This window comes from Enterococcus sp. DIV0210g, from assembly GCF_050559705.1.
Classification (GTDB): Bacteria; Bacillota; Bacilli; order Lactobacillales; family Enterococcaceae; genus Enterococcus_B; species Enterococcus_B faecalis_A.
The window spans coordinates 959,167-979,966 of record NZ_CP187903.1; the positions used below are offsets into that span (position 1 = coordinate 959,167).

23 protein-coding genes are annotated in these 20,800 nt (G+C 39.9%); 18 read left to right on the forward strand and 5 right to left on the reverse strand.

From position 1 onward, the window contains the following. Window positions 1-267, forward strand: coding sequence for a hypothetical protein (locus IGI64_RS04725; protein ID WP_429939637.1), 267 nt, complete (start codon window positions 1-3; stop codon window positions 265-267). 364 nt (window positions 268-631) lie between these two features. Further along, window positions 632-838 (forward strand): hypothetical protein, encoded by a 207-nt coding sequence (locus IGI64_RS04730; RefSeq protein WP_429939638.1) that lies wholly within the window; start codon window positions 632-634, stop codon window positions 836-838. 149 nt (window positions 839-987) lie between these two features. On the opposite strand, the gene IGI64_RS04735 is transcribed toward IGI64_RS04730, so the two are convergent. Both IGI64_RS04735 and helD read right to left on the reverse strand, forming a co-directional pair. Beyond that, on the reverse strand, window positions 988-1,413 hold the full coding sequence (locus IGI64_RS04735) for a GNAT family N-acetyltransferase (RefSeq protein WP_429939639.1): 426 nt from the start codon (window positions 1,411-1,413) through the stop codon (window positions 988-990). A 94-nt stretch (window positions 1,414-1,507) separates the two neighbouring features. Further along, window positions 1,508-3,787, reverse strand: a complete 2,280-nt coding sequence (gene helD / locus IGI64_RS04740) for an RNA polymerase recycling motor HelD (protein WP_429939640.1) — start codon at window positions 3,785-3,787, stop codon at window positions 1,508-1,510. A 107-nt stretch (window positions 3,788-3,894) separates the two neighbouring features. Between helD and IGI64_RS04745 the strand changes: the two genes are divergently transcribed. From IGI64_RS04745 to IGI64_RS04770, 6 genes are all read left to right on the forward strand, one after another. After that, on the forward strand, window positions 3,895-4,740 hold the full coding sequence (locus IGI64_RS04745; RefSeq protein ID WP_429939641.1) for an aminoglycoside 6-adenylyltransferase: 846 nt from the start codon (window positions 3,895-3,897) through the stop codon (window positions 4,738-4,740). Next, window positions 4,741-5,193, forward strand: a complete 453-nt coding sequence (locus tag IGI64_RS04750) for an ASCH domain-containing protein (protein ID WP_429939642.1) — start codon at window positions 4,741-4,743, stop codon at window positions 5,191-5,193. It abuts the gene before it with no gap. A 97-nt stretch (window positions 5,194-5,290) separates the two neighbouring features. Next, window positions 5,291-5,470 carry a 2-hydroxymuconate tautomerase gene (locus IGI64_RS04755; protein WP_034863082.1) on the forward strand — a complete coding sequence of 60 codons (180 nt, stop codon included), beginning with the start codon at window positions 5,291-5,293 and terminating at the stop codon, window positions 5,468-5,470. A 331-nt stretch (window positions 5,471-5,801) separates the two neighbouring features. Then, on the forward strand, window positions 5,802-7,739 hold the full coding sequence (gene thrS, locus IGI64_RS04760; RefSeq protein WP_429939643.1) for a threonine--tRNA ligase: 1,938 nt from the start codon (window positions 5,802-5,804) through the stop codon (window positions 7,737-7,739). A 207-nt stretch (window positions 7,740-7,946) separates the two neighbouring features. Further along, window positions 7,947-8,798 (forward strand): MurR/RpiR family transcriptional regulator, encoded by an 852-nt coding sequence (locus IGI64_RS04765; RefSeq protein WP_016625450.1) that lies wholly within the window; start codon window positions 7,947-7,949, stop codon window positions 8,796-8,798. Window positions 8,799-9,077: 279 nt separating this feature from the next. Further along, a complete protein-coding gene (locus IGI64_RS04770; protein WP_429939644.1) occupies window positions 9,078-11,234 on the forward strand; it encodes a peptidoglycan D,D-transpeptidase FtsI family protein in 2,157 nt (718 codons plus the stop codon). 57 nt (window positions 11,235-11,291) lie between these two features. Here the strand turns inward: IGI64_RS04770 and IGI64_RS04775 are convergent, their stop codons facing one another. Both IGI64_RS04775 and IGI64_RS04780 read right to left on the reverse strand, forming a co-directional pair. Next, complete coding sequence (locus IGI64_RS04775) at window positions 11,292-11,729, reverse strand: DUF2188 domain-containing protein (protein WP_034863078.1); 438 nt, start codon at window positions 11,727-11,729, stop codon at window positions 11,292-11,294. Continuing rightward, complete coding sequence (locus IGI64_RS04780) at window positions 11,710-12,234, reverse strand: isochorismatase family protein (protein WP_429939645.1); 525 nt, start codon at window positions 12,232-12,234, stop codon at window positions 11,710-11,712. The genes IGI64_RS04775 and IGI64_RS04780 overlap by 20 nt, the downstream gene beginning before the upstream one ends. A 228-nt stretch (window positions 12,235-12,462) precedes the next feature. Here IGI64_RS04780 and rpmG point away from each other — a divergent pair, with 228 nt between their 5' ends. Next, on the forward strand, window positions 12,463-12,612 hold the full coding sequence (gene rpmG, locus IGI64_RS04785) for a 50S ribosomal protein L33 (protein ID WP_016625446.1): 150 nt from the start codon (window positions 12,463-12,465) through the stop codon (window positions 12,610-12,612). 140 nt (window positions 12,613-12,752) lie between these two features. Then, window positions 12,753-13,256 (forward strand): dihydrofolate reductase, encoded by a 504-nt coding sequence (locus IGI64_RS04790; RefSeq protein WP_429939646.1) that lies wholly within the window; start codon window positions 12,753-12,755, stop codon window positions 13,254-13,256. A 589-nt stretch (window positions 13,257-13,845) separates the two neighbouring features. Here IGI64_RS04790 and IGI64_RS04795 read toward each other — a convergent pair. Continuing rightward, window positions 13,846-14,772 carry an iron-hydroxamate ABC transporter substrate-binding protein gene (locus IGI64_RS04795; RefSeq protein WP_429939647.1) on the reverse strand — a complete coding sequence of 309 codons (927 nt, stop codon included), beginning with the start codon at window positions 14,770-14,772 and terminating at the stop codon, window positions 13,846-13,848. A 200-nt stretch (window positions 14,773-14,972) separates the two neighbouring features. Here IGI64_RS04795 and IGI64_RS04800 point away from each other — a divergent pair, with 200 nt between their 5' ends. From IGI64_RS04800 to IGI64_RS04835, 8 genes are all read left to right on the forward strand, one after another. Continuing rightward, window positions 14,973-15,776 (forward strand): ABC transporter ATP-binding protein, encoded by an 804-nt coding sequence (locus tag IGI64_RS04800; protein ID WP_429939648.1) that lies wholly within the window; start codon window positions 14,973-14,975, stop codon window positions 15,774-15,776. After that, entirely contained in the window at window positions 15,773-16,762 is a 990-nt protein-coding gene (locus tag IGI64_RS04805; RefSeq protein WP_429939649.1) for a FecCD family ABC transporter permease, read from the forward strand. The genes IGI64_RS04800 and IGI64_RS04805 overlap by 4 nt, the downstream gene beginning before the upstream one ends. Beyond that, complete coding sequence (locus IGI64_RS04810) at window positions 16,759-17,760, forward strand: FecCD family ABC transporter permease (RefSeq protein ID WP_429939651.1); 1,002 nt, start codon at window positions 16,759-16,761, stop codon at window positions 17,758-17,760. The genes IGI64_RS04805 and IGI64_RS04810 overlap by 4 nt, the downstream gene beginning before the upstream one ends. Before the next feature lie 121 nt (window positions 17,761-17,881). After that, window positions 17,882-18,424, forward strand: coding sequence for a 5-formyltetrahydrofolate cyclo-ligase (locus IGI64_RS04815; protein ID WP_429939653.1), 543 nt, complete (start codon window positions 17,882-17,884; stop codon window positions 18,422-18,424). A gap of 9 nt (window positions 18,425-18,433) precedes the next feature. Then, on the forward strand, window positions 18,434-19,132 hold the full coding sequence (locus IGI64_RS04820) for a rhomboid family intramembrane serine protease (RefSeq protein WP_016625439.1): 699 nt from the start codon (window positions 18,434-18,436) through the stop codon (window positions 19,130-19,132). A 20-nt stretch (window positions 19,133-19,152) separates the two neighbouring features. Continuing rightward, complete coding sequence (locus IGI64_RS04825) at window positions 19,153-19,365, forward strand: YqgQ family protein (protein WP_016625438.1); 213 nt, start codon at window positions 19,153-19,155, stop codon at window positions 19,363-19,365. After that, window positions 19,365-20,327, forward strand: coding sequence for an ROK family glucokinase (locus tag IGI64_RS04830; RefSeq protein ID WP_034863069.1), 963 nt, complete (start codon window positions 19,365-19,367; stop codon window positions 20,325-20,327). The genes IGI64_RS04825 and IGI64_RS04830 overlap by 1 nt, the downstream gene beginning before the upstream one ends. 18 nt (window positions 20,328-20,345) lie before the next feature. Beyond that, window positions 20,346-20,735, forward strand: coding sequence for a rhodanese-like domain-containing protein (locus tag IGI64_RS04835; RefSeq protein ID WP_016625436.1), 390 nt, complete (start codon window positions 20,346-20,348; stop codon window positions 20,733-20,735). Window positions 20,736-20,800: the final 65 nt, after the last annotated feature.

A 20,800-nucleotide genomic window follows, 5' to 3' on the forward strand; every position in this document is an offset into this window, starting at 1 on the left:
GTGAAGAAAAATATTAAGAAAAACGGCATTCTGCTTATGCTTGTTATGTTGTTCGTTTTTTTCACACCACAAAAGATGGATGCTGATACGATTAGCATGGGAGAAACATATGAAAACAATGTGACTGTGCGATTTATCCCTTCAAAAACTGATGTACTGCCTAAAACAGGTGAGCTAAGAATGGATCATCTAAAAAAAGCTGGATTCGTGCTTCTTCTATTAGTGTTTATTGGAATAAAAGATAAGCACACAAAGAAAAGCGAATGATTTTTTAAATAATAAAATAGTTTTTGAATGACCCTGCCTATCGTTTTACTAATAGGCAGGGTCATATTAATGATGAGTGACTTATCACAAAGCAAATCTTATTTCAATTAGGGTTAAACTATTGGAATATTGTAGGTCATGCACTTTTGCAATTGATAAGGTAAAGAATATAAGATACGCTTTTGTTCAAAAGAATACTGGAATACAAGATACATAGTGAATATCAGCTGAACTGTTTTATTTATGAATAAAATTCTTGATTTAAGTACTGCAATAGGGTGCCCCAAAAAAGAGTTTTTACAAAATAGTTTCAGTAAATTTATCAGATGCAGTTCATTAAAGCTGCTTAAAAAGGTGAGAAATTATGAAAAAAGAATGCGATGTAAAAATAGGTTCCAACGTTGAATGTAAAGCTGTAGGATTTTCTTTGCCTATTACAGGTACAGTAAAATATATTTATAATAATACTGCTGCTGTCTTTGTAGATAAAGTACAACCTGCAGATCAATCTCTAGCAAGTGAAAAGCACTATATGGCCCTTGCTTTAATTAAAGATATTCATATTATTTGAATCATCAAATAAATTATATAATGAGTAGGAGAGTACGAAAAAGTAAGGGAATCAAGACTAAAAATTGAAGAATCCGAACCCAATTTTATAAAATAAAAGAAGGTTTTGTTATTTTTAAATTTCTTTGATGACTTTCTTAGAGAGCTATGCTACTCTATTATTCTTTTTACTAAATAATATTTTTTGGTACCGATTATTGGAACATCTTCTAGTTCACCAAAGATTTTATAGCCTTGTTTCAAATAGAAATCTACCGCTTGGTAAGCTTTTGTCGTAAGAGTAATCGTTTTGATATTCTCTCTCATTGCCTGTTCTTCCATTGCTTTTATTAGTTTCGAACCAATTCCTGCTTTTTGATATACTTCTTGTACACCTAATAATGAAATATGCAGCGTATCATATTGTCGTTTACCAATAATTCCTCCTGCTAATTGATCATTTTCCCACGCACTAAAGGCCAATATTCTATTTGTTTCCTCCGATGAATGATTGTTAAATTGTCTTTCATGTTGTTGACGAAAAATTTCTTCTAAAAAAGGTAACAAGTCTGCTTTACTGCTTTGTTCTATCTTCATATTTTCCTTCCTTTCTAAACTTCCTATCTATCATCCACACTACAAAAAAGGCACCTGTTTGTCAAAATAACAAACAGGTGTCTTTTGTATGATCTTAAATCACCTTTTTAGTATAAGTCAATGGATCGATTCGCTGCAGCAATGGACTTTCATCATAAGTAGTCATCAAAGTCAATTCATGCATGGCGCGCGTACACATCGTATATAAAATCAATTGATCTTGCGAAGTATGGAAGTTTTCTTGATCCACGCCCCATAAAAAGACGCGGTCAAATTCTAATCCTTTCGCTAAGAAGGCTGGCAAGATAACGATTGAACGTTTCATGAAATCTTCTTCATCAACGATCAATTGGATCTCTTGCTGCGCCTGCTCGGAAAGCTGTTGGTACAACTGCTGGCATTCTTCTTGTGTTTTAGCGATGATCGCTGTTCGCCAGAAGCGTGCAGATTCTTTGGTCTCTGCAAAGGTTTTTTCCAACCAAGCCAATTGATCAGCAGTGTTTTCTGATTGGATCACTGTTGGAAGACCGCCTTTTCGGGCTGTAGTATCTACTTGATCTTCTTTTGAAAGAAAATGGTTCGCAAAATCAGTGATTTCCTTAGTTGAACGATAGCTGGTCGTCAATTGGAATCGTTTCGTTGTCTGATCTTCAAACAAGAGATCCAAACAACCAATGATTGTTTCATTCCCAAAGACATTTTGATTCAAGTCGCCGCAGAAAGTGAGGGATGCATTTGGGTAAATCGCTTGAAGAAGTGCTGCTTGAGCAGGTGCGAAATCTTGCATCTCATCAATAAAAATATACCGTGCTTTTTGTTGGACAGAAACAGGGTAGATCTTACGCATCAGCAAGAAGTAAAGAACAGCATCTTCTTGGTGAAGTTCTTTTTCCCGTAAATTATCACGAATCTCAAGTAAGTGATTTTCCCACATTTCTTTCGTTATTCCATGGCGTTTGCGGATTTCTTGAGGGATCGTCTGCAGAAAATGCAAATATTGTTTAGAAAGGTTCACAAATTGATAATGCATGATCCCTTGATGCAAGCGGCGGAATCTCTTCTGAACGATTCGTTTCGCTAATTTTTTCCGTAATGCTTTTTCTTTCTGCTCTGTATAATCCAAGTTTGGGTCACTGGCATAAAGTTCTTGCAGTTGTTCTTCTGCTTCGTCTTTGACCCATTGCTGGCGCATTTCATCTTTTTGCAGACCGCCGATTTTTTTCAGCAATTTGGTTTGCAGAAGAGACAATCTTTGATGGAGCGGCAGCAGCTGGTTGGTATCCTGATAATATTTGCGGATCATTTCTTTTGATAAAATCGTCCGGCCATTGATTTTCATTTCGCGGAACAGCGGACCAAAAGAAGTGATGGAACGTACATAAGGATCAATTTGATCAACAGCAGAAAGACCAGCTTTCATTTGTTGGATCGGATCTTTTTCGCCAGATAAAAATCCTTGTTCCTGTTTGGTTTCTTCAATAAGTGAAAAACGAGGCAGCAATTGTTCCGCAAACTGACGGAACGTAAATGTCGGCACACCGCTTTCGCCTAAGGAAGGCAGCACAGTTGAAATATAATCAGAAAACAAATGGTTAGGTGAGAAGAGCAAGACATCTTTTGAATCTAGCCATTTTCGGTGATGGTACAGCAGAAAAGCGATACGTTGAAGCAACGCCGATGTTTTTCCGCTGCCGGCGATTCCTTCAATCAAAAGGACTTTGCTGCTGGTTTCTCGAATGATCTCATTTTGTGCTTTTTGGATCGTGGAGACGATATTTTTCATATGGGCACTAGAAGCATCATCAAGGATCTCCAACAAGAAATCATCATTGATCACTTCAGACGTATCGACCATTGAAAGGATTTCGCCCTCTTGGATTTTGAATTGGCGTTTTAGCAACAAATCGACGTCGATTTTATCGACAGATGTTTCGTAATAAGCTTTTCCAAGCTCTCCTTCATAATAAAGATTGGCAATCGGCGCACGCCAGTCGATCACAATCGTTTCTTCCGTAGTATCACGTAAAGAGGCGATGCCGAGATAAAGGGTTTCGGGTTCTGTTTCTTCTTGGAAATCGATTCGGGCAAAATATGGGTTGCCTTCCATGACACCCAATGACTGGAGTCTTTTTTCTTGGGAAGCAGCAGTTTGGTATTTCAACAGTAATTCTTGTTCATGCTGACGGTATTCTACAGCTGATTCATAAAAGGATTCATTGCTTCCGCCACGAATCTTCTTTTCAGAGATTTCTTTTAGCTGGTGATTCATTTTATTGGATAACTCAGCTTTTTGCTGAGAAAGAATCTGTTGTTCTTGTCGAATGATTTTGATAGTTTCAGCAACATGGAGTTGTTCTTTTTTTCTTTCGTCCACGGGTGGGCCTCCTTAAAAAATGTGACATAAAATTATAGCACAAAAATGCTGAGATTTGTTAGCGGGAGGTGCCTTTATGTTACACTAGTTAAAAAGGAGAAAACAAGATGCGTACAGAAGAGGAAATGACAGCGCTTATCTTAAAAGTTGCGAAAAGTTTAAATGTCAAAGCCGCAGCAATCTCCGGTTCACGAATGGACCCAGAAGCAACCAAAGATCAATTCCAAGATTATGATATCGTTTATATTGTCGAAAACCTCAATGAGTTATTAGCAGATCGGCGCTGGATCGATCAATTTGGCGAACGAATGATCATGCAGACACCAGAAGAGATGTTGCTGTTTCCGCCGACATTGGGCCAGCGATTTACATTTTTGATGCAGTTTATGGATGGGACGAGGATCGACTTGATGCTTTGCCCGCTGATGGCAGCCAAAGAATTAGAACGAGAACCGCTGCTGACGCCGATATATGATCCAGATGGGTTGTTTAAACAATTGACGATTCCTTCATCAAAAGTATTTTGGGTGCAAAAACCAAATGAAAAATTATTCCAAGACAGCTGCAATGAATTTTGGTGGGTATCAACTTATGTTGTAAAAGGGATTGCCAGACAGGAACTGATTTATGCAGCGGATCATCTTTATGAAAATTGCTTTGCAGAACTGTTGCGTATGCTGAGCTGGGGAGTAGGAGAGCAAGACGGCTATCAAATCAGTACAGGGAAAAACTATAAATATTTGACAAAATTCCTGAAACCAGAAATCACAGAACGATTACTTGCGCTTTTAGATTTTTCTTCTTTGGAAAAATGTGCGCACGCGCTCCAAGGATGTCAGGAACTTTTTTCTCAAACAGCACAAGCTTATGCAGCAGAACGCGGTTTTTTCTATGATAAAGATACAGAGAAAAAGGTGCGTCAGTATACAAAAAATAATTTGGAGGTGAAATAAATGTCCATCGAACGATTTTGGCAAGAATGCTGCCAGCAAACAGGGATCGAAGAAAACTACAGCGATGCCTGGGCATTTGGGAACACACCAAAACAGGCCGATGAATTGTTAGAATTAGTCTTGGCGGGAAAGAAAACAGCCACAAGTTCTGCTAAAGAATTATATGAAAGAGACAATGAACCTTTTCCAACTGCTGGTGAATACAGCATTTTGCTAGATGGCAAAGAGGAACCAAAAGCAGTGATCCTCACCACGAAGATCGAAGAATATCCTTTTGATGAAGTACCTGCTGCGTTTGCTTATCGTGAAGGAGAAGGCGACCGAAGCCTTGCGTATTGGCGAAAAGTCCATGAGCAGTTTTTCAAAGAAGAATATCAGAAAGCTGGTCTAACTTTTCATGAAAAGATCCCTTGTTTATGTGAAACGTTTGAATTGATCTACTACAAGGAATAAAAGAACATTTTGCGTTCATAGACGCTTTGAAGTATACTGTTTTTGAATCAGGAAGTTAGTAAAAAATACTTCTAGATAAATGAAGGAGACGAGTAATATGCCATTTGTACACGTAGAATTAGTTGAAGGACGTTCAGCTGACCAACTAGAAAATATGATGAAAGATATCACAGACGCAGTCCATAAAAACACTGGTGCACCAAAAGAACATATCCATGTTATTGTCAACGAAATGAAAAAAGGAACATACGGCGTAAACGGGGAATGGAAAAAATAAGTTTGATTTCCCCCTTGCATTTTTTGGTTATAAGTGGTTAAATAAACACATAATTGATTGATGAGAAAGACACCTGAATTTGAGAGTCTTCTTTTAGAGAGGGAATGCGCGGCTGAAACGTTCCTAGAAGAAAACCAAAGGATGACCACTTTTTCCAACCTTTGTCGAAACAAAGGCGGTCGTTCCGTTATCACGCTCAAGGAACACACTTGTGTTTGAAATTAGGTGGAACCACGAACTTTTCGTCCTAGTATCTTTATTTTATAAAGATGCTGGGACTTTTTTGTTTTTGGCCGTGCCTGCTCATCAAAATCAAAAAGGAGGATATTATATGTTAAAAATTACTTTTCCAGACGGCGCTATCAAAGAATTCGAGTCTGGCGTAACAACGCTTGTTATTGCTGAAAGCATCTCTAAAAGCTTGGCTAAAAAAGCTTTGGCCGGAAAATTCAATGGACAATTGATCGATTTAGTTCGTCCAATCGAAGAAGACGGAAAAATCGAAATCATCACACCTGATCACGAAGATGCATTAGGTCTTGTACGTCACTCATCTGCACACTTGATGGCCCAAGCAATGCGCAGACTATATCCAAATATCCATTTTGGTGTAGGTCCTGCCATCGATTCCGGTTTTTATTATGATACAGATAACGGCGAACATCCTGTAACTGCAGAAGATCTGCCAGCAATCGAAGCTGAAATGATGAAAATCGTTAAAGAAAATCTGCCAATCGAACGCAGAGTCCTTTCAAAAAAAGAAGCATTAGAAGTTTTTGCAGATGATCCTTACAAAGTTGAATTGATCCAAGAATTACCTGAAGACGAAATCATCACTGCCTACCAACAAGGCGAGTTCATCGACTTGTGCCGTGGACCGCACGTGCCTTCAACAGGTCGTATCCAAGTCTTCAAGTTATTATCTGTCGCAGGTGCTTACTGGCGCGGAAATTCTGACAATCATATGATGCAGCGTGTATACGGAACAGCATTCTTTGATAAAAAAGACTTGAAAGAATTCATCCGTATGCGTGAAGAAGCAAAAGAACGCGACCACCGCAAACTAGGAAAAGAACTAGACTTGTTCATGGTTTCTCCTGAAGTTGGTTCTGGATTGCCGTTCTGGCTGCCAAAAGGTGCAACGATCCGCAGAACAATCGAACGTTATATCATAGACAAAGAAGTAAGTCTTGGCTACCAACACGTCTATACACCGATCATGGCAAATGTGGAACTTTATAAAACATCTGGTCACTGGGATCATTACCATGAAGACATGTTCCCGCCAATGGATATGGGCGACGGCGAAATGCTTGTTTTACGTCCAATGAACTGCCCACACCATATGATGGTCTATAAAAATGATATCCATTCTTACCGTGAATTGCCAATCCGAATCGCTGAATTAGGTATGATGCACCGTTATGAAAAATCTGGCGCACTTTCTGGTTTGCAGCGTGTACGTGAAATGACATTGAACGATGGACACACATTTGTTCGTCCAGACCAAATCAAAGACGAATTCAAACGTACATTAGAATTGATGGTTGCCGTTTATGCAGACTTCAATATCACTGATTATCGTTTCCGTTTAAGCTATCGCGACCCTCAAAATACAGATAAATATTTTGATGACGATGCAATGTGGGAAAAAGCACAGACAATGCTGAAAGCTGCGATGGATGAATTAGAATTAGATTACTTCGAAGCAGAAGGCGAAGCTGCTTTCTACGGACCTAAATTAGATGTCCAAGTAAAAACAGCTCTAGGAATTGAAGAAACATTGTCAACGATCCAATTAGACTTCTTGCTGCCAGAACGTTTTGATTTAACTTATGTTGGTGAAGATGGTGAAAACTCTCATCGTCCAGTCGTTATCCATAGAGGGATCGTTTCAACAATGGAACGTTTCGTTGCTTACTTAACAGAAGTTTATAAAGGCGCATTCCCAACTTGGTTAGCACCGATCCAAGCAACAATCATCCCAGTCTCTGTTGACGCACACAGCGATTACGCATATGAAATCAAAGAACGCCTTCAAATGAAAGGTTTGCGTGTTGAAGTAGACGACAGAAATGAAAAAATGGGTTATAAGATCCGTGCATCTCAAACACAAAAAATCCCTTATCAAATCGTTGTTGGGGACAAAGAGGTAGACGATGCAACAGTAAATATCCGTCGATACGGCAGCAAAGAAACAGCTGTCGAAGAGTTGAACCTATTTGTTGATTCGATTGCTGCAGAAGTACAAAATATGAGCCGTTCATAAGCATAACAAGTAAATTCATGTTGCTTATAATATAGAAGAAAGAGATCCGCAGATGATGTTCTGCGGGTCTCTTCTTTTGTTTCAAATAAAGAAAAAACAACTAAGATTTTGACATTCAGTCTTTGATGCTCAGTTATTTTTTGAAAAAATCCCCCGCAAGATATGGTATACTGTTTGAGATAGATTTAAAAAAATGGATGGTGGCTTATGAGTGTAGCAGGACGTATCGAAAGCATGATGGAAGAATACTCTTCAGCAGAAAAAAAACTTGCAGCTTATATAATTGATAATTTAGAGAAAATCCCTACGATGACCGCTATCGATTTGGCGAAAGCTGCAGGTTCCAGCGCGCCGACAGTGGTCCGTTTTTCAAAAAAAATTGGTTTTCAAAGCTTGACGGATTTCAAAATAACGATCTCTACAGAATTGCAAGCAGGACTCAATGATGGATTTAGTGATATTGACCCAAATGAAGCTTTTTACTCGATCAAAAACAAGTTAGGAAAAAATGCGCAGGTAGCAATCAGTGAAACGGTCGACCTTTTGGAAGAAGAAAAAATCCAAGAAGTGATCAAAGCACTGGATCAAGTAGAAGTCATTTATTCTTATGGTGTAGGAGCATCAGCACTAGTTGTAGAAGATATCTTGCATAAATGGTCGCGTGTCGGCAAACAAGTCGTGTTTGAAAAAGATATCCATGTGCTGCTTCCTCAATTGGTCAGCAATGAAAAAGCATGCGTGCTGTGGCTGGTGTCTAATTCAGGTAAAAGCAGTGATGTCGTTGCACTAGCAGACTTGGCAAAACAGTTAGGGATAACCGTTATCGCTTTGACACAATTAGGGACAAATCCTCTGAGTAAATCAGCAGACATCGTTGTCCAGACTTCTCGACCAAAAGAAATCACCAATCGAAGCGCAGCAACCAATTCATTGCTGGCTCAATTTGCAACGATCGATATTATTTTTTATTTTTATATGGCCCAGAATGAAGAATTGACGCAAAAAGTGTCTACGACCAGAAAAGCGATCCAAAAATATATCAAACAGATTTACAAATGAATACATGCACAAAGGCGGTAAAAATTTGTTGGAGTTTTCCACAAAAAGAAACTTGGTAAATGTGTTCCACGAAATTAGAAAACATTATTTTCAAAAATACGTTAATTTTTATATGTTTTTTAATTTGAATGTTAAGCATCATTCTATGTTCTGTGAAACAAATTATTTATTTTATCTTGATTTTATATAAAGAATTTCTTGCCAAATCGATTTTCGCTTTTTAATTCTTGCGATTTTCGGTAAAATGGAACACGAATGTAGAGATGCGGAAGGATAGGAATGATGAAGGATTTTATGAAAAAAATGATGAATAAGTCATGGTTCGACAAACTGAAAAAGAGCGGGCAGGAACCAAAGAACAAACCATATAGACGCTCACATGTTCCTTTTCGATTGAACTTTCTTTTTTTCATTATATTTGCACTATTTGTGTCATTGATTGCGCGACTAGGGTATTTGCAGATCATTGACGGAGAGAAGATGGAAGCAAAAGTAACATCGTCTTCTGTGATCACCGTTCAAGAACGGACACCGCGGGGAATGATCTATGATGCAAGCGGGACAGCGCTGGTAAAAAATAAGGCAAATCAAGCGATCACGTTTACTCGCGGCTCGCAAATGTCTTCTTCTGACCTGTTGAAAGTGGCCAACAAGCTGAATGAGCTGATCGATGTGCCTGTCGATGATAATTTGACGACACGTGATAAAAAAGATTTCTGGTTAGCGGACAAAGACAATTTAGAAAAAGCAACAGAACGCTTATCTGCTAAAGAAAAGCAGCTGGGTACAAGTGAACAATATCAAGCAACTGTTGATAAAGTAACGGACGAAGAGATCCAATTCAACGAAAGTCAGTTGAAAGCAGCGACAATCTTCAAACGAATGAATGCTGCTTCTGATCTGAATACGATCTATGTCAAAAATAGCGATGTCTCAGATAAAGAATTGGCAATCGTCGCAGAGCGTGCCTCTGAACTTCCAGGAGTTTCTACTGGAACAGACTGGACCCGAGAATATAACGCTGCAGATTCACTGAAAAGTATCTTAGGAAGCGTGACAACAGAAAAACAAGGTCTGCCTGCTGAACGTGCCGAAGAATTATTAGCGCAAGGATATGCAAGAAACGACCGAGTGGGACAAAGTTATTTAGAAGAACAATATGAAAGTGTCCTTCAAGGAACAAAAACACAATATGAAGTGAAACTTGATAATAAAGGAAACGTCTCAAGTCAAAGAGAGATTTTTGCTGGAGAAAAAGGTTCGAACTTGAAACTTTCGATCAATGCAGAATTCCAAACAAAAGTAGACGAGATCTTGCAACGGAATTTCCAAACATTGATCAACAGCGGCAAAGCCAAATATTCTCCTGGCGCTTATGCAGTTGCTATGAACCCAAAAACAGGTGAAGTCCTTGCGATGGCTGGATTTAGCCATGACCAAGGATCAGGTGAACTGCAAGAGAATACTTTAGGTACGATCACCAGTGCATTTACTCCTGGTTCTGTTGTTAAAGCAGGAACATTGGCAGCTGGTTGGGCAACAGGTGCAATCACCGGCGACCAAGTGCTGGTCGATGAACCGATCCGTCTGCAAGGTGCTTCAGAAAAGAGTTCTGTTTTTAATAGAAGCGGCCAAGTCTCATTGGATGTTGTCAAAGCGTTGGAACTATCTTCCAATACGTATATGATCAAAGTTGCTTTAAAAATGTTAGGACTTGAATATACGCCAGGAATGGGATTACCAGGTTTAAGTGAACAAGAAACAGCCTATGCAGAATTGCGTAAGTCATTCAACGAATTTGGTCTTGGCGCTATCACAGGCATCGATTTGCCAAATGAAGTGCAAGGGATCGCTCGTCCTGTTGACTACATGCAAAAATTCAATAAAGATAACGGAAAAGAATGGTATACATCAGGAAACTTTACCGATTTGGCCTTTGGACAGTTCGATACCTATACGCCGATCCAATTAGCACAATATGCGGCTACAGTAGCCAATGGCGGAAAACGAATCCAGCCCCATTTAGTCACAGGGATCTATGGAAATGACGAAAATGGAAATCTAGGCGAGTTGAAAAAATCAATCGAACCAAAAGTACTCGATGAAGTAAACATCTCTCCTGAAAATATGGCATTGATCCGCGAAGGGTTCCACCAAGCGGTTCATGGAACAGATGCCTATACAACTGCTAAAGGACTAGCCAGCGCGAAAATGGACGTGTCTGCTAAAACAGGGACAGCCGAAACTGTGGCAGAAGGACATCCTGATATTGCGACAGTAAACAGCAATATCGTGGCTTATGGGCCAACAGAAGATCCAGAAATCGCAATCAGTGTGGTATTGCCAAACTTAACAGACGAAAAAGACCACATGAACGTAACGATCGCTAAAGAGATTTTAGATGCTTACTATGATATGTTCATGGCAAACAGATAATCAAAAAGACCGCTGTATCAGCTTAAGCTGGTGCAGTGGTCTTTTTGTGTGAAACTATCAAGATTTTTCAAGTGTGCCGTCTTTTTTGTAGACTTTTAAAGTCGATTGTTTGTTTTCGGCGATTTCTTTTCCTCGTTCAACGGCTTCTTTTTTTGTATCGAAATGCTGACTTGCTTGTTTGGCACCTTCAGAAATGACGATCCAGTGGTCATTTTCGAATTTGACATCGACATCTGCATCCATCAATTTTCCAGCACGAGGATTTTCTTGATGTTTGTCATGTTTTGTAGGATTTTTTTCTTCAGAAAATTTCTTTTTTTCTGCTTCTGACGCATTGCTTACCCATTCTTTCGCTTGCTTCATAGCAATCGGGATAGCGCGATCATCAGGATAGTCCTCATCTAATAAGGCATTGGCGATGTCGATTGCTTTTTTTCGGGTCAATTTATCCATATTTTTCATTGAAGCAGGGTAGTCATTCATGTTCCATGGCATTGGCAGCATCCTCCTTGATTTCAATATTGAAGTGTTTCAAAAGTTCAAGTGATTCTTGTTGTTTTGTGTTAGCAGCAACAAGTGTCGGGTCGATGTAGATATCGGCCTCTGGAAATACGCTTTGCAAGCCTAAAGCATTCGAAAGCACACACAGATTCGTTTCCACACCAGCTAACTGAATCTTTTTTTCTTCTTTTTTGTCCGCAAAAAATTCTTCTTTAATTCGAATCAGCTTTTCAGGGGGAATGGTAAAGTAATATTTTTTGATTCGGGTATCAGATGTGTCCATTCCCAGACCATAGATCAGTTGAAATTCCAATGCGTTCTCTTCCTCGGTATCTTTATAATCGACTGGGATATCTTGAGTAAAAAGAACGAATTCATTTTTTTCATGTGCTTTTGCGACCCGTTGAGCGATTTTTGGTACAAGTTCCTCTGCCCCTGAAACGAATTGATTGCTCTCGGGATCAAGTATATGGTTTTGCATATCAACAACAACAAGCACGATATCACCTCCTGAATATAAGTGTAAGCCCATTCTGAAAAAAAGAAAAATAATATGAATAACTGATGTATTTCAGCTGGAAAAGGAGAGTCGGGTTGTCCATTTTTTCGTCAAGTAAAAATACTTAACAAAATCGGCAAAAAGGGTAGCATTCTCAGAAAAATCATGGTAAGATAATGAAGTCTGAGAGTCATCTTGGAGAATTCTAGTAATTGGGGAGGGAAAAACATGCGCGTAAACATCACTTTAGAATGTACTTCTTGTAAAGAACAAAACTATCTAACAAGCAAAAACAAACGTAACAACCCTGATCGTTTGGAAAAGAAAAAATATTGCCCACGCGAACGCAAAGTTACTTTGCACCGCGAAAAAAAATAAGCTTACTGCATAAGTTCCCATCCTTTGGTATTCCAATGGCTGGGGCTTTTTTTGTTTTAAAAAAAGAAAGTCCTGTTGGTTTTTATATGAAAAAACTGTTAGTATTCATAACATAAAAGAGTTGGAGAGGGCGAGTAGATATGTTTATTTCGATGTGGGCACAAGATAAAAATGGATTGATCGGCAAAGACGGCTTGCTGCCTTGGCGATTGCAAGATGATATGCGTTTTTTTAGAGAACATACCATGAATAGGATCTTGGTGATGGGAAGAAAAACATATGAAGGGATGGGCGAGTTAAGCAAACCGTACCGAAAAATCATTGTTTTAACAACGAGAAAAGACTTGCCGGTAAAAGAGAATGCCCAAGTTATGCATTCTATTGATGAGCTTTTAGCATTCAGCAAAACCGTGGATGAAGATATTTATATTTCGGGCGGCGGGGATATTTTTCGGGCGTTATTACCACAAACAGGAATCATTTGGCGGACATTGATCGATGAGGAATTTACCGGAGATACCTATATTGGAGAAATCGATTTTTCAGGATTTGAATTAGTCGAAGAACGCGAAGGAAAAATAGATGAAGAAAATCTGTATCCGCATCGTTTCCAAAAATGGGTTCGGACTTCTTTAACCGAATAAAAACTTGAAGAACACAAAAGAGGACGGAACAAAATGCCATCCTCTTTTGTGTTTTTCTTTAATATTCAAGTCATAATACTTGGTTCACGACCTCTATCCAAACGGTGCTCACGAGCTAGCTTCTTCGGTGATAAGCTTTTCTACTGTAAAATATAAAAAGCTATTTTTCAGTAGAAAAGAATCTTATCACTTGAAGCTGAACAGCTCGTTTACGACCTCTTAGTAAACGGTGTTCACAAAGCTGACTTTCGGTATTAATTCAAAAATCCGCAAAACATAAAAAGCTGTTTCGCGGATTTCTTCGTTAATACTCAAGTCATAACGCTTTGCTCACGACCTCTTTTTAAACGGTGTTCAAATGACTGCTCCTGCGGAATTAAGTCTGATAAATTAAAAATATGGAGAGCTATTTCTAATTTACCATTCTTAATTCTTGGAGCAGGACGTCATTTTCACGACCTCTCTATAAACGGTGTTCACTCAGCTGCTTCTCGGCACTAAGTCAAATTTTCGCAAAAGTCTGGGAAGCGACTTTCGAAAAATTCTCCTTACTGCTCAAAGCAAAACGCTGAGTTCACGACCTCTTTGGCTACAAATTCTCCTTGATATCCTCAATCATTTTCTTGCTGGCAATTGGTCCATTATACAACCAGCTTGATTCTGGTCCGAATTCCAACACATGATTTTCCTTGACTGCTTTTAGATTTTGCCAGACAGGCTCGTTGAACATGGCTGCATCTTTGTCGCTGTTGACTAAAATGATATAGTCCGCATCTAATTCTGCTAATTTTTCTGATGAAACAGCGGACCAGTCTGAAGTGGCGCTTTGTGTTATTTCATTAACTAATGCAGGTGTTTCAAATTTTAAATCGCCGTAAACGATACGGCCGCTTGAACGGTTTTCGCTGACCATAAAGGCTGAATTATTTGTTACCCATAAGATAGCTGCGCTTTTTCCGTCGATTTTATCTGCTAATTCCTCGCGGGTCTCTTTTGCGAAAGAATTGTAATCGCTGATGATCTCTTTTGCTTGATCTTCTTTATCTAACGCTTTGCCGATGTCTGTCAATTGTTCTTCCCAAGTGACGTCATTTCCATTTTTCACTACATATGTAGGGGCGATCTTGCTGTATTGTTCATATTTTCCTCCTTCAACCGTAGCAGATGAAGAAATCAATAATAAATCTGGTTCAAAACTCAATACTTTTTCATAAGGAAGGTCATAAGAAATCGTTGGGACACCTTCCAATTTATCTTGTAAATAGTGCTGGATCGAACCGCTGCCGACTGTCCATTGCGCAACAGGTTTTTCGTCTAAAGCAACAAGATAGTCTTCAAGATAGCTGCCGATAATACGTTTAGGATGATCAGGTATCTCTACTTTATTTCCCAATGTGTCAGTTACCGTATGTGTGCCTTGATCTTCTTTTGCTGTATTCGATGAAGAGCAGGCGCTTAATGCGGTGATCAAGAAAAGTGTACCAAAAAGTGCTGCTAATTTTGCTTGGATTTTCATAGTTTTCCTCCTGTGTGTTGAGAATGATTCTCAATAATCATTATTCCTGAGATAGCAAGCAGTGTCAATGCTTTTTTGTATAGTCATCTTTGTAAAAGAGAACGTTTTAAGTTTTGTCTCATGGAAATCAAAGTAAGACTTGACGAAAGCACAAAGCAAAGCGATAATTGAGAATGATTTTCAGTAAAAGGATGGTTGAGATGACAAAATTAAAAGCGGAAAGTATTGCTGCCGGATATCCAAATAAAAAAATCATAGAGCATTTGTCGGTCAAGATACCAGAAGGCAAGATCACTAGCCTGATTGGTCCAAACGGCAGCGGGAAATCAACATTGCTGAAAAGTTTTACCCGTTTGCTCCCAGTAACAAAAGGAAATGTATCTGTTGATGATCGGCCGATTGCTTCTTATCACCCTAAAGAGTTAGCGAAAAAAATCGCATTGCTGGCGCAGAGCAGCGAGTCGCCTTTAGGAATGACAGTAGAAGAGGTCGTCTCATATGGAAGATATCCCTATCAAAAACCTTTCCACGGCATCGATGAGCAAGATATCGCAGCAGTCGATTGGGCGTTAGAAGCAACAGGACTAAAAGCTTTCCGTTCAAGAGAATTAGCGACGTTATCTGGCGGTCAAGCACAACGAGTTTGGATTGCCATGGCATTAGCACAAGAAACGGATATCCTTATTTTAGATGAACCAACTACTTTTTTAGACCCGGCTCATCAGTTAGAGATCCTGCATTTGTTATCTGAAATCAACCAAATGAAACAAACAACGATTTTGATGTCTATCCATGACATCAATCATGCTTCTCGATTTTCGGACTATTTATTGGGTTTGAAAGAGGGAGAATTGATAGTTGAAGGGACACCAAAAGAAGTGATAACCAAACATTGGATGAAAGAGTTGTTTGAGATCGATGCGCAAATCACATTTTTGCCTGAATCTGAAAAACCGATTTTTTTGACGTATGATCTGCTGAAGAAACAGGAGGCAGAAGGATGAAAAAAATGTCAAAACCTGCTTTTCTGGTTCTATTGATTTGTTTATTGTTTCTCCTTTTTGGACTTGCTTTATTTTATGGAGCTGCATCTGTCAGCTGGTCTGATTTTTGGCAATCATTCATTCATTTTGAGTCAGGAAAACAAACCCATCAAATCATCCGAAATATCCGCTTGCCGCGTGTGCTGGGAGCTTTCGTGGTCGGCAGCAGTTTTGCACTGAGCGGCGCTTTGATGCAAGGGGTGACGAAAAATCCGCTTGCCGATTCGGGATTGCTAGGAATCAATGCTGGCGCTTCATTAGCGATGGCGCTTTGTTTTTCTTTTTGGCATACGGCTTCTTCGTTTATCGTGTTTTTGTGTTCGCTAGCGGGTTCTTTGCTTGTTACGCTGCTGGTGTTTGGATTTTTGCGTTTTTCAAGAGTGGGCTTGAATCCTGTCCAGCTCGTTTTAGCTGGGGTAGCAATTAGTTCATTTTTTACTGCGGTAAGCCAAGCGTTGGCTCAACTTTTCAATTTGCAGCAAGATCTTGCGTTTTGGTTTGTTGGCGGAGCAGCGAATATCACTTGGCAGCAGCTTCGTTTAATCCTTCCATTTTATGCAGCAGCAGTCTTGCTGTCTATGACTTTAGGGAAACAGATTTCTTTAGTGAATCTTAGTGAAGCACATGCTCTTGCATTAGGTGGACATCCGAACCGTACGCGTTTGGCGGCTTTTGGGATCGTGGCCGTTTTAGCTGCGATCGCTGTTTCTTTGGTCGGGCCTGTGGCTTTTATCGGTTTGATGGTACCGCATATCGTCCGTGGAGCAATTGGTACAGATTATCGTTTTGTCTTGCCGGCGTCTTTTCTTTTCGGCGGCGGTCTAGTGATGTTAGCAGATTTTATTGCTCGGATGATCAATCCTCCTTTTGAAACGCCATTTGGTTTAGTTATTGCCTTGATTGGCGTACCGTTTCTATTGAACCAAGTAAGGAGGGAACAGCTGTGAAAGTTGTCAAACCAATTGTTTTGTTATTTGCGGCATTGATTCTAGCAACAGCTGTCGTGAGTTTGATGGTGGGCACGCCTTTTTTATCAGGGAATCAATTGATCCAGGTGATAACAGGGGCAGGAAAACCGGTGGAGCAGCTTATTGTTTCTGAATTTCGGATGCCTCGTTTGCTGATCAGTTTGATTGCTGGTGCGTGTTTGGGTGTTTCCGGGTATCTGCTGCAAGGCGTGACAAGAAATGAGTTGGCCGATTCAAGTATTTTGGGCATCAATGCAGGGGCTGGATTTTTTGTTATGCTGTATCTGGGCTTTTTTTCACAAAATATCAATGCGCTTCTTTTGCCGTTTATCGCGTTTATGGGTGGTATCCTGGCTTCTGCTCTTGTTTATTTGACGGCTCGAAAGCATAGCGGACAAGTAGGGATGAATCGTTTGTTGTTAGCAGGCATCGCAGTTAATGCAGGTCTTTCAGCTTTAACGCTATTGTGTACGATCCAACTCTCTAAAGAAAATTATGGTTTCGTCAATGCTTGGCTGGCAGGGTCGATCTGGGGCTCTAGCTGGTCAAATGTTTGGTCGCTAATCCCTTGGGTAGTGGTACTTTTGCCGATTGCGTTTTTATACAATCGTAAAATACCGGTACTTTCTTTTGGTCAAGAACGTGCGCAAAGTTTAGGGATCAATGTACCAAGAAGCCAAAAAATACTATTAGCAGCGGCAGTCGCATTAGCTTGTGGAAGTGTGGCAGTTGCAGGAAGTCTTTCGTTTGTCGGGCTGCTTTCGCCTCACGCTGCCAAACTGATCGTCAAAAAAGAGAACAGCTGGACCTGTCTTATCAGCGCATTGATTGGCGCGCTGCTCGTCAATGCTGCGGATATCGGTGCTCGCTTGCTTATGCCGAGCGGCGAAATACCAACGGGGATCTTGATTGCATTAATCGGAGCGCCTTACTTTTTATATTTGTTGTTTGCGCGGCAAAAAAATATTTTTCATTAAAAATTACTGGGATAATAGCTGGAAAGGTTATTGTTCCAGTTTTGTTCTGTTATAATGAGAAAAGCAATTGCTATTTTACTGCTTTTCGGCTAACATCTAACCGGGGAAGAAAGGTGATTGTTTGGAGAAAGAGATTTTACGGGAAAAGGGTATACTTTCTTTGAAAAGTCTAGCTCTTGAGAAAAATAAAAAACAAAAAGAAGAACAAATCTATCAAAAATTGTTTGCTAGCACTATCTGGAAAAATGCTGAAGTCATTGGCATCACATTGTCTGGACCGTTCGAACTAAACACGCACCCAATCATCGAAAAAGCCTTTGAAGAAGGAAAAAAAGTTGCGGCACCGAAAACATTGCCGCAACGGCAGATGGAATTCTTCTTGATCGAAAAAGATTCGGAGTTCACAGTCTCTGCGTTTGGTGTGAAAGAACCGCCAGAAACAACGCATGTTCGTCCAGAAGAAATCGAACTGCTGATTGTTCCTGGAGTTATTTATTCCGAAAAGGGATTTCGTATCGGTTTTGGCGGCGGTTATTATGACCGCTATTTGAAAAGGTATCCAGGGAAAACGTGCAGCTTGGTTTTTCAAGAACAGTTATGCGAAGCATGGGAACCAGAAGTATTCGATATCGCTGTCCAGCAACTATTTATTGATGGGATATAGGAGGGATCTATGAACTATCAGCAGAAGATGCAGCTGAGACGCTGGCTGCATAAACCGCTCTGGACATACATTTTCTTAGGTATCCAGACCGTTGTTTTTTTATTAGCTTATTTAGTGCCGAATCTGCAGATTGAATCTGCAGGCGGGATGTTTGGACCGCTTGTCGTGTTTTATCATGAATATTGGCGGTTTATCACACCGATTTTCATCCATTTCGGATTGATGCACTTTGCCGTAAATTCTGTGATGCTTTATTTTATGGGCGAGCAGATGGAAAATGTGTACGGTCATTGGCGATTTTTCTTGATTTATATGCTTAGCGGAATCATGGGGAATATGGCAAGTTTTGCAATGAACCAGCCTGGTGTATTATCCGCCGGGGCAAGCACTTCATTATTTGGGCTTTTTGGTGCGATTTTTGCCTTAGCGCTCAATTTCCGCAATACGCCTTCAATCACGATGATGGCCAGACAGTTTTTGATGTTCATTGGGCTGAGCTTAGTATTTAGCTTGTTTGATTCGACGATCGATATCTGGGGGCACATTGGAGGAGTCGTTGGCGGTTTACTATTAGGGAACATAGTGGGCGTTGCTAACCGAAATGAACGTTATTCGGTACATCAGCGGATCATTTCCGCATTGATTTTTATTTTTATTGCTGTAATTTGTCTTTTATTGGGTTTAAAAAAATATGGTTTGCTTGTATAATATGAAGGAAGTGCTTAGAGATGGAAAGCTTGTATGATGTACAACAGCTATTTAAAAAATTTGGCATCTACATCTATGTAGGCGCACGTATTTATGACATTGAACTTATGATGATCGAGTTGAAGAATATTTACGACGGGCGCTTGATCGACCATGATACATACATGAATGCGTGGCGTATCTTAAAAAGAGAGCACCGAATCGAAGAAAGCCGAAAGAAAGGAAACATATGATGGATAAAAAAATTATTGGGATTGATTTAGGTGGAACAACAGCGAAATTCGCTATCTTGACTCCTGAAGGGGAGATTCAGCAAAAATGGAGTATCGATACCAATATTTTGGAAGATGGGAAACATATCGTACCTGAAATCATTGAATCGATCAACCACCGCATGAATCTATATAATATGAAAGCAGAAGACTTTATTGGTATCGGCATGGGAACTCCCGGAAGTGTCGACAGCGAAAAAGGAACGGTAGTCGGTGCCTACAATTTGAACTGGACAGAAGTACAGCCAGTGAAAAGACAAATCGAAAAAGGTACAGGAATCAAATTTGCTATCGATAATGATGCAAACGTCGCAGCGCTAGGCGAACGCTGGAAAGGTGCTGGCGAAAACGAACCAGATGTCGTCTTCATCACTTTAGGTACAGGAGTCGGCGGCGGGATCGTTGCTGCTGGAAACTTGATCCATGGCGTAGCTGGAAGCGGCGGCGAAGTCGGTCACATCACAGTAGATCCAAATGGTTTTGAATGTACATGCGGCAAACGCGGCTGTCTAGAAACAGTATCTAGTGCAACCGGTGTCGTACGTCTAGGCAGACATCTAGCAGAAGAATATGCTGGAAACTCAAAACTAAAAGCTATGCTGGACAACGGCGAAGAAGTAACAAGTAAAGATATCTTTGAATTAGCAGAAGACGGCGACGACTTTGCGTTGATGGTCGTAGACCGTGTATGTTTCTACTTGGGATTAGCTTGTGCGAACTTAGGAAACACATTGAACCCGTCAAGTGTTGTTTTAGGCGGCGGTGTTTCTGCTGCGGGTGAATTCTTGCGCAGCCGAGTAGAAAAATACTTCAAGGAATTTACTTTCCCTCAAGTTAGAAATTCAACAAAAGTCAAATTAGCTCAATTAGGCAACGAAGCAGGAGTTATCGGTGCAGCTTCATTGGCTTTGAAATTTGCTTAAAAAAGGAGTAAAGCACGTATGTTATTTTGGATCAATATCGTTTTAATAGTGATCTTGTTAGCTATTGGAGGAAATGAACTGTATTTGCGTATCATGGCGAAACGCTCTGCGACGACTTTGGAAGAAGAAGAATTCCGTGAAGGTATGCGTAAAGCGCAAGTAATCGACGTTCGCGAAAAAGATGCGTTTGATGCTAGTCATATCCTGGGAGCGCGCAATATTCCTTACACAGTATTGAAAGAATCACTGGTTTCATTAAGAAAAGACAAACCTGTCTACATTTACGATCAACGAAAAAGTATCAGTATCCGTGCAGCAAACAGACTACGCAAAGCAGGCTTCAAAGATCTTTATATCTTAAAAGGCGGCTTTGACGGCTGGTCTGGAAAAATAAAACATAAAAATTAAATAATCGTTTTTTAGAAAAACTTTTGTTTGCAGAAGCGTCTGGGATTTGTCAAAATCCCAGACTT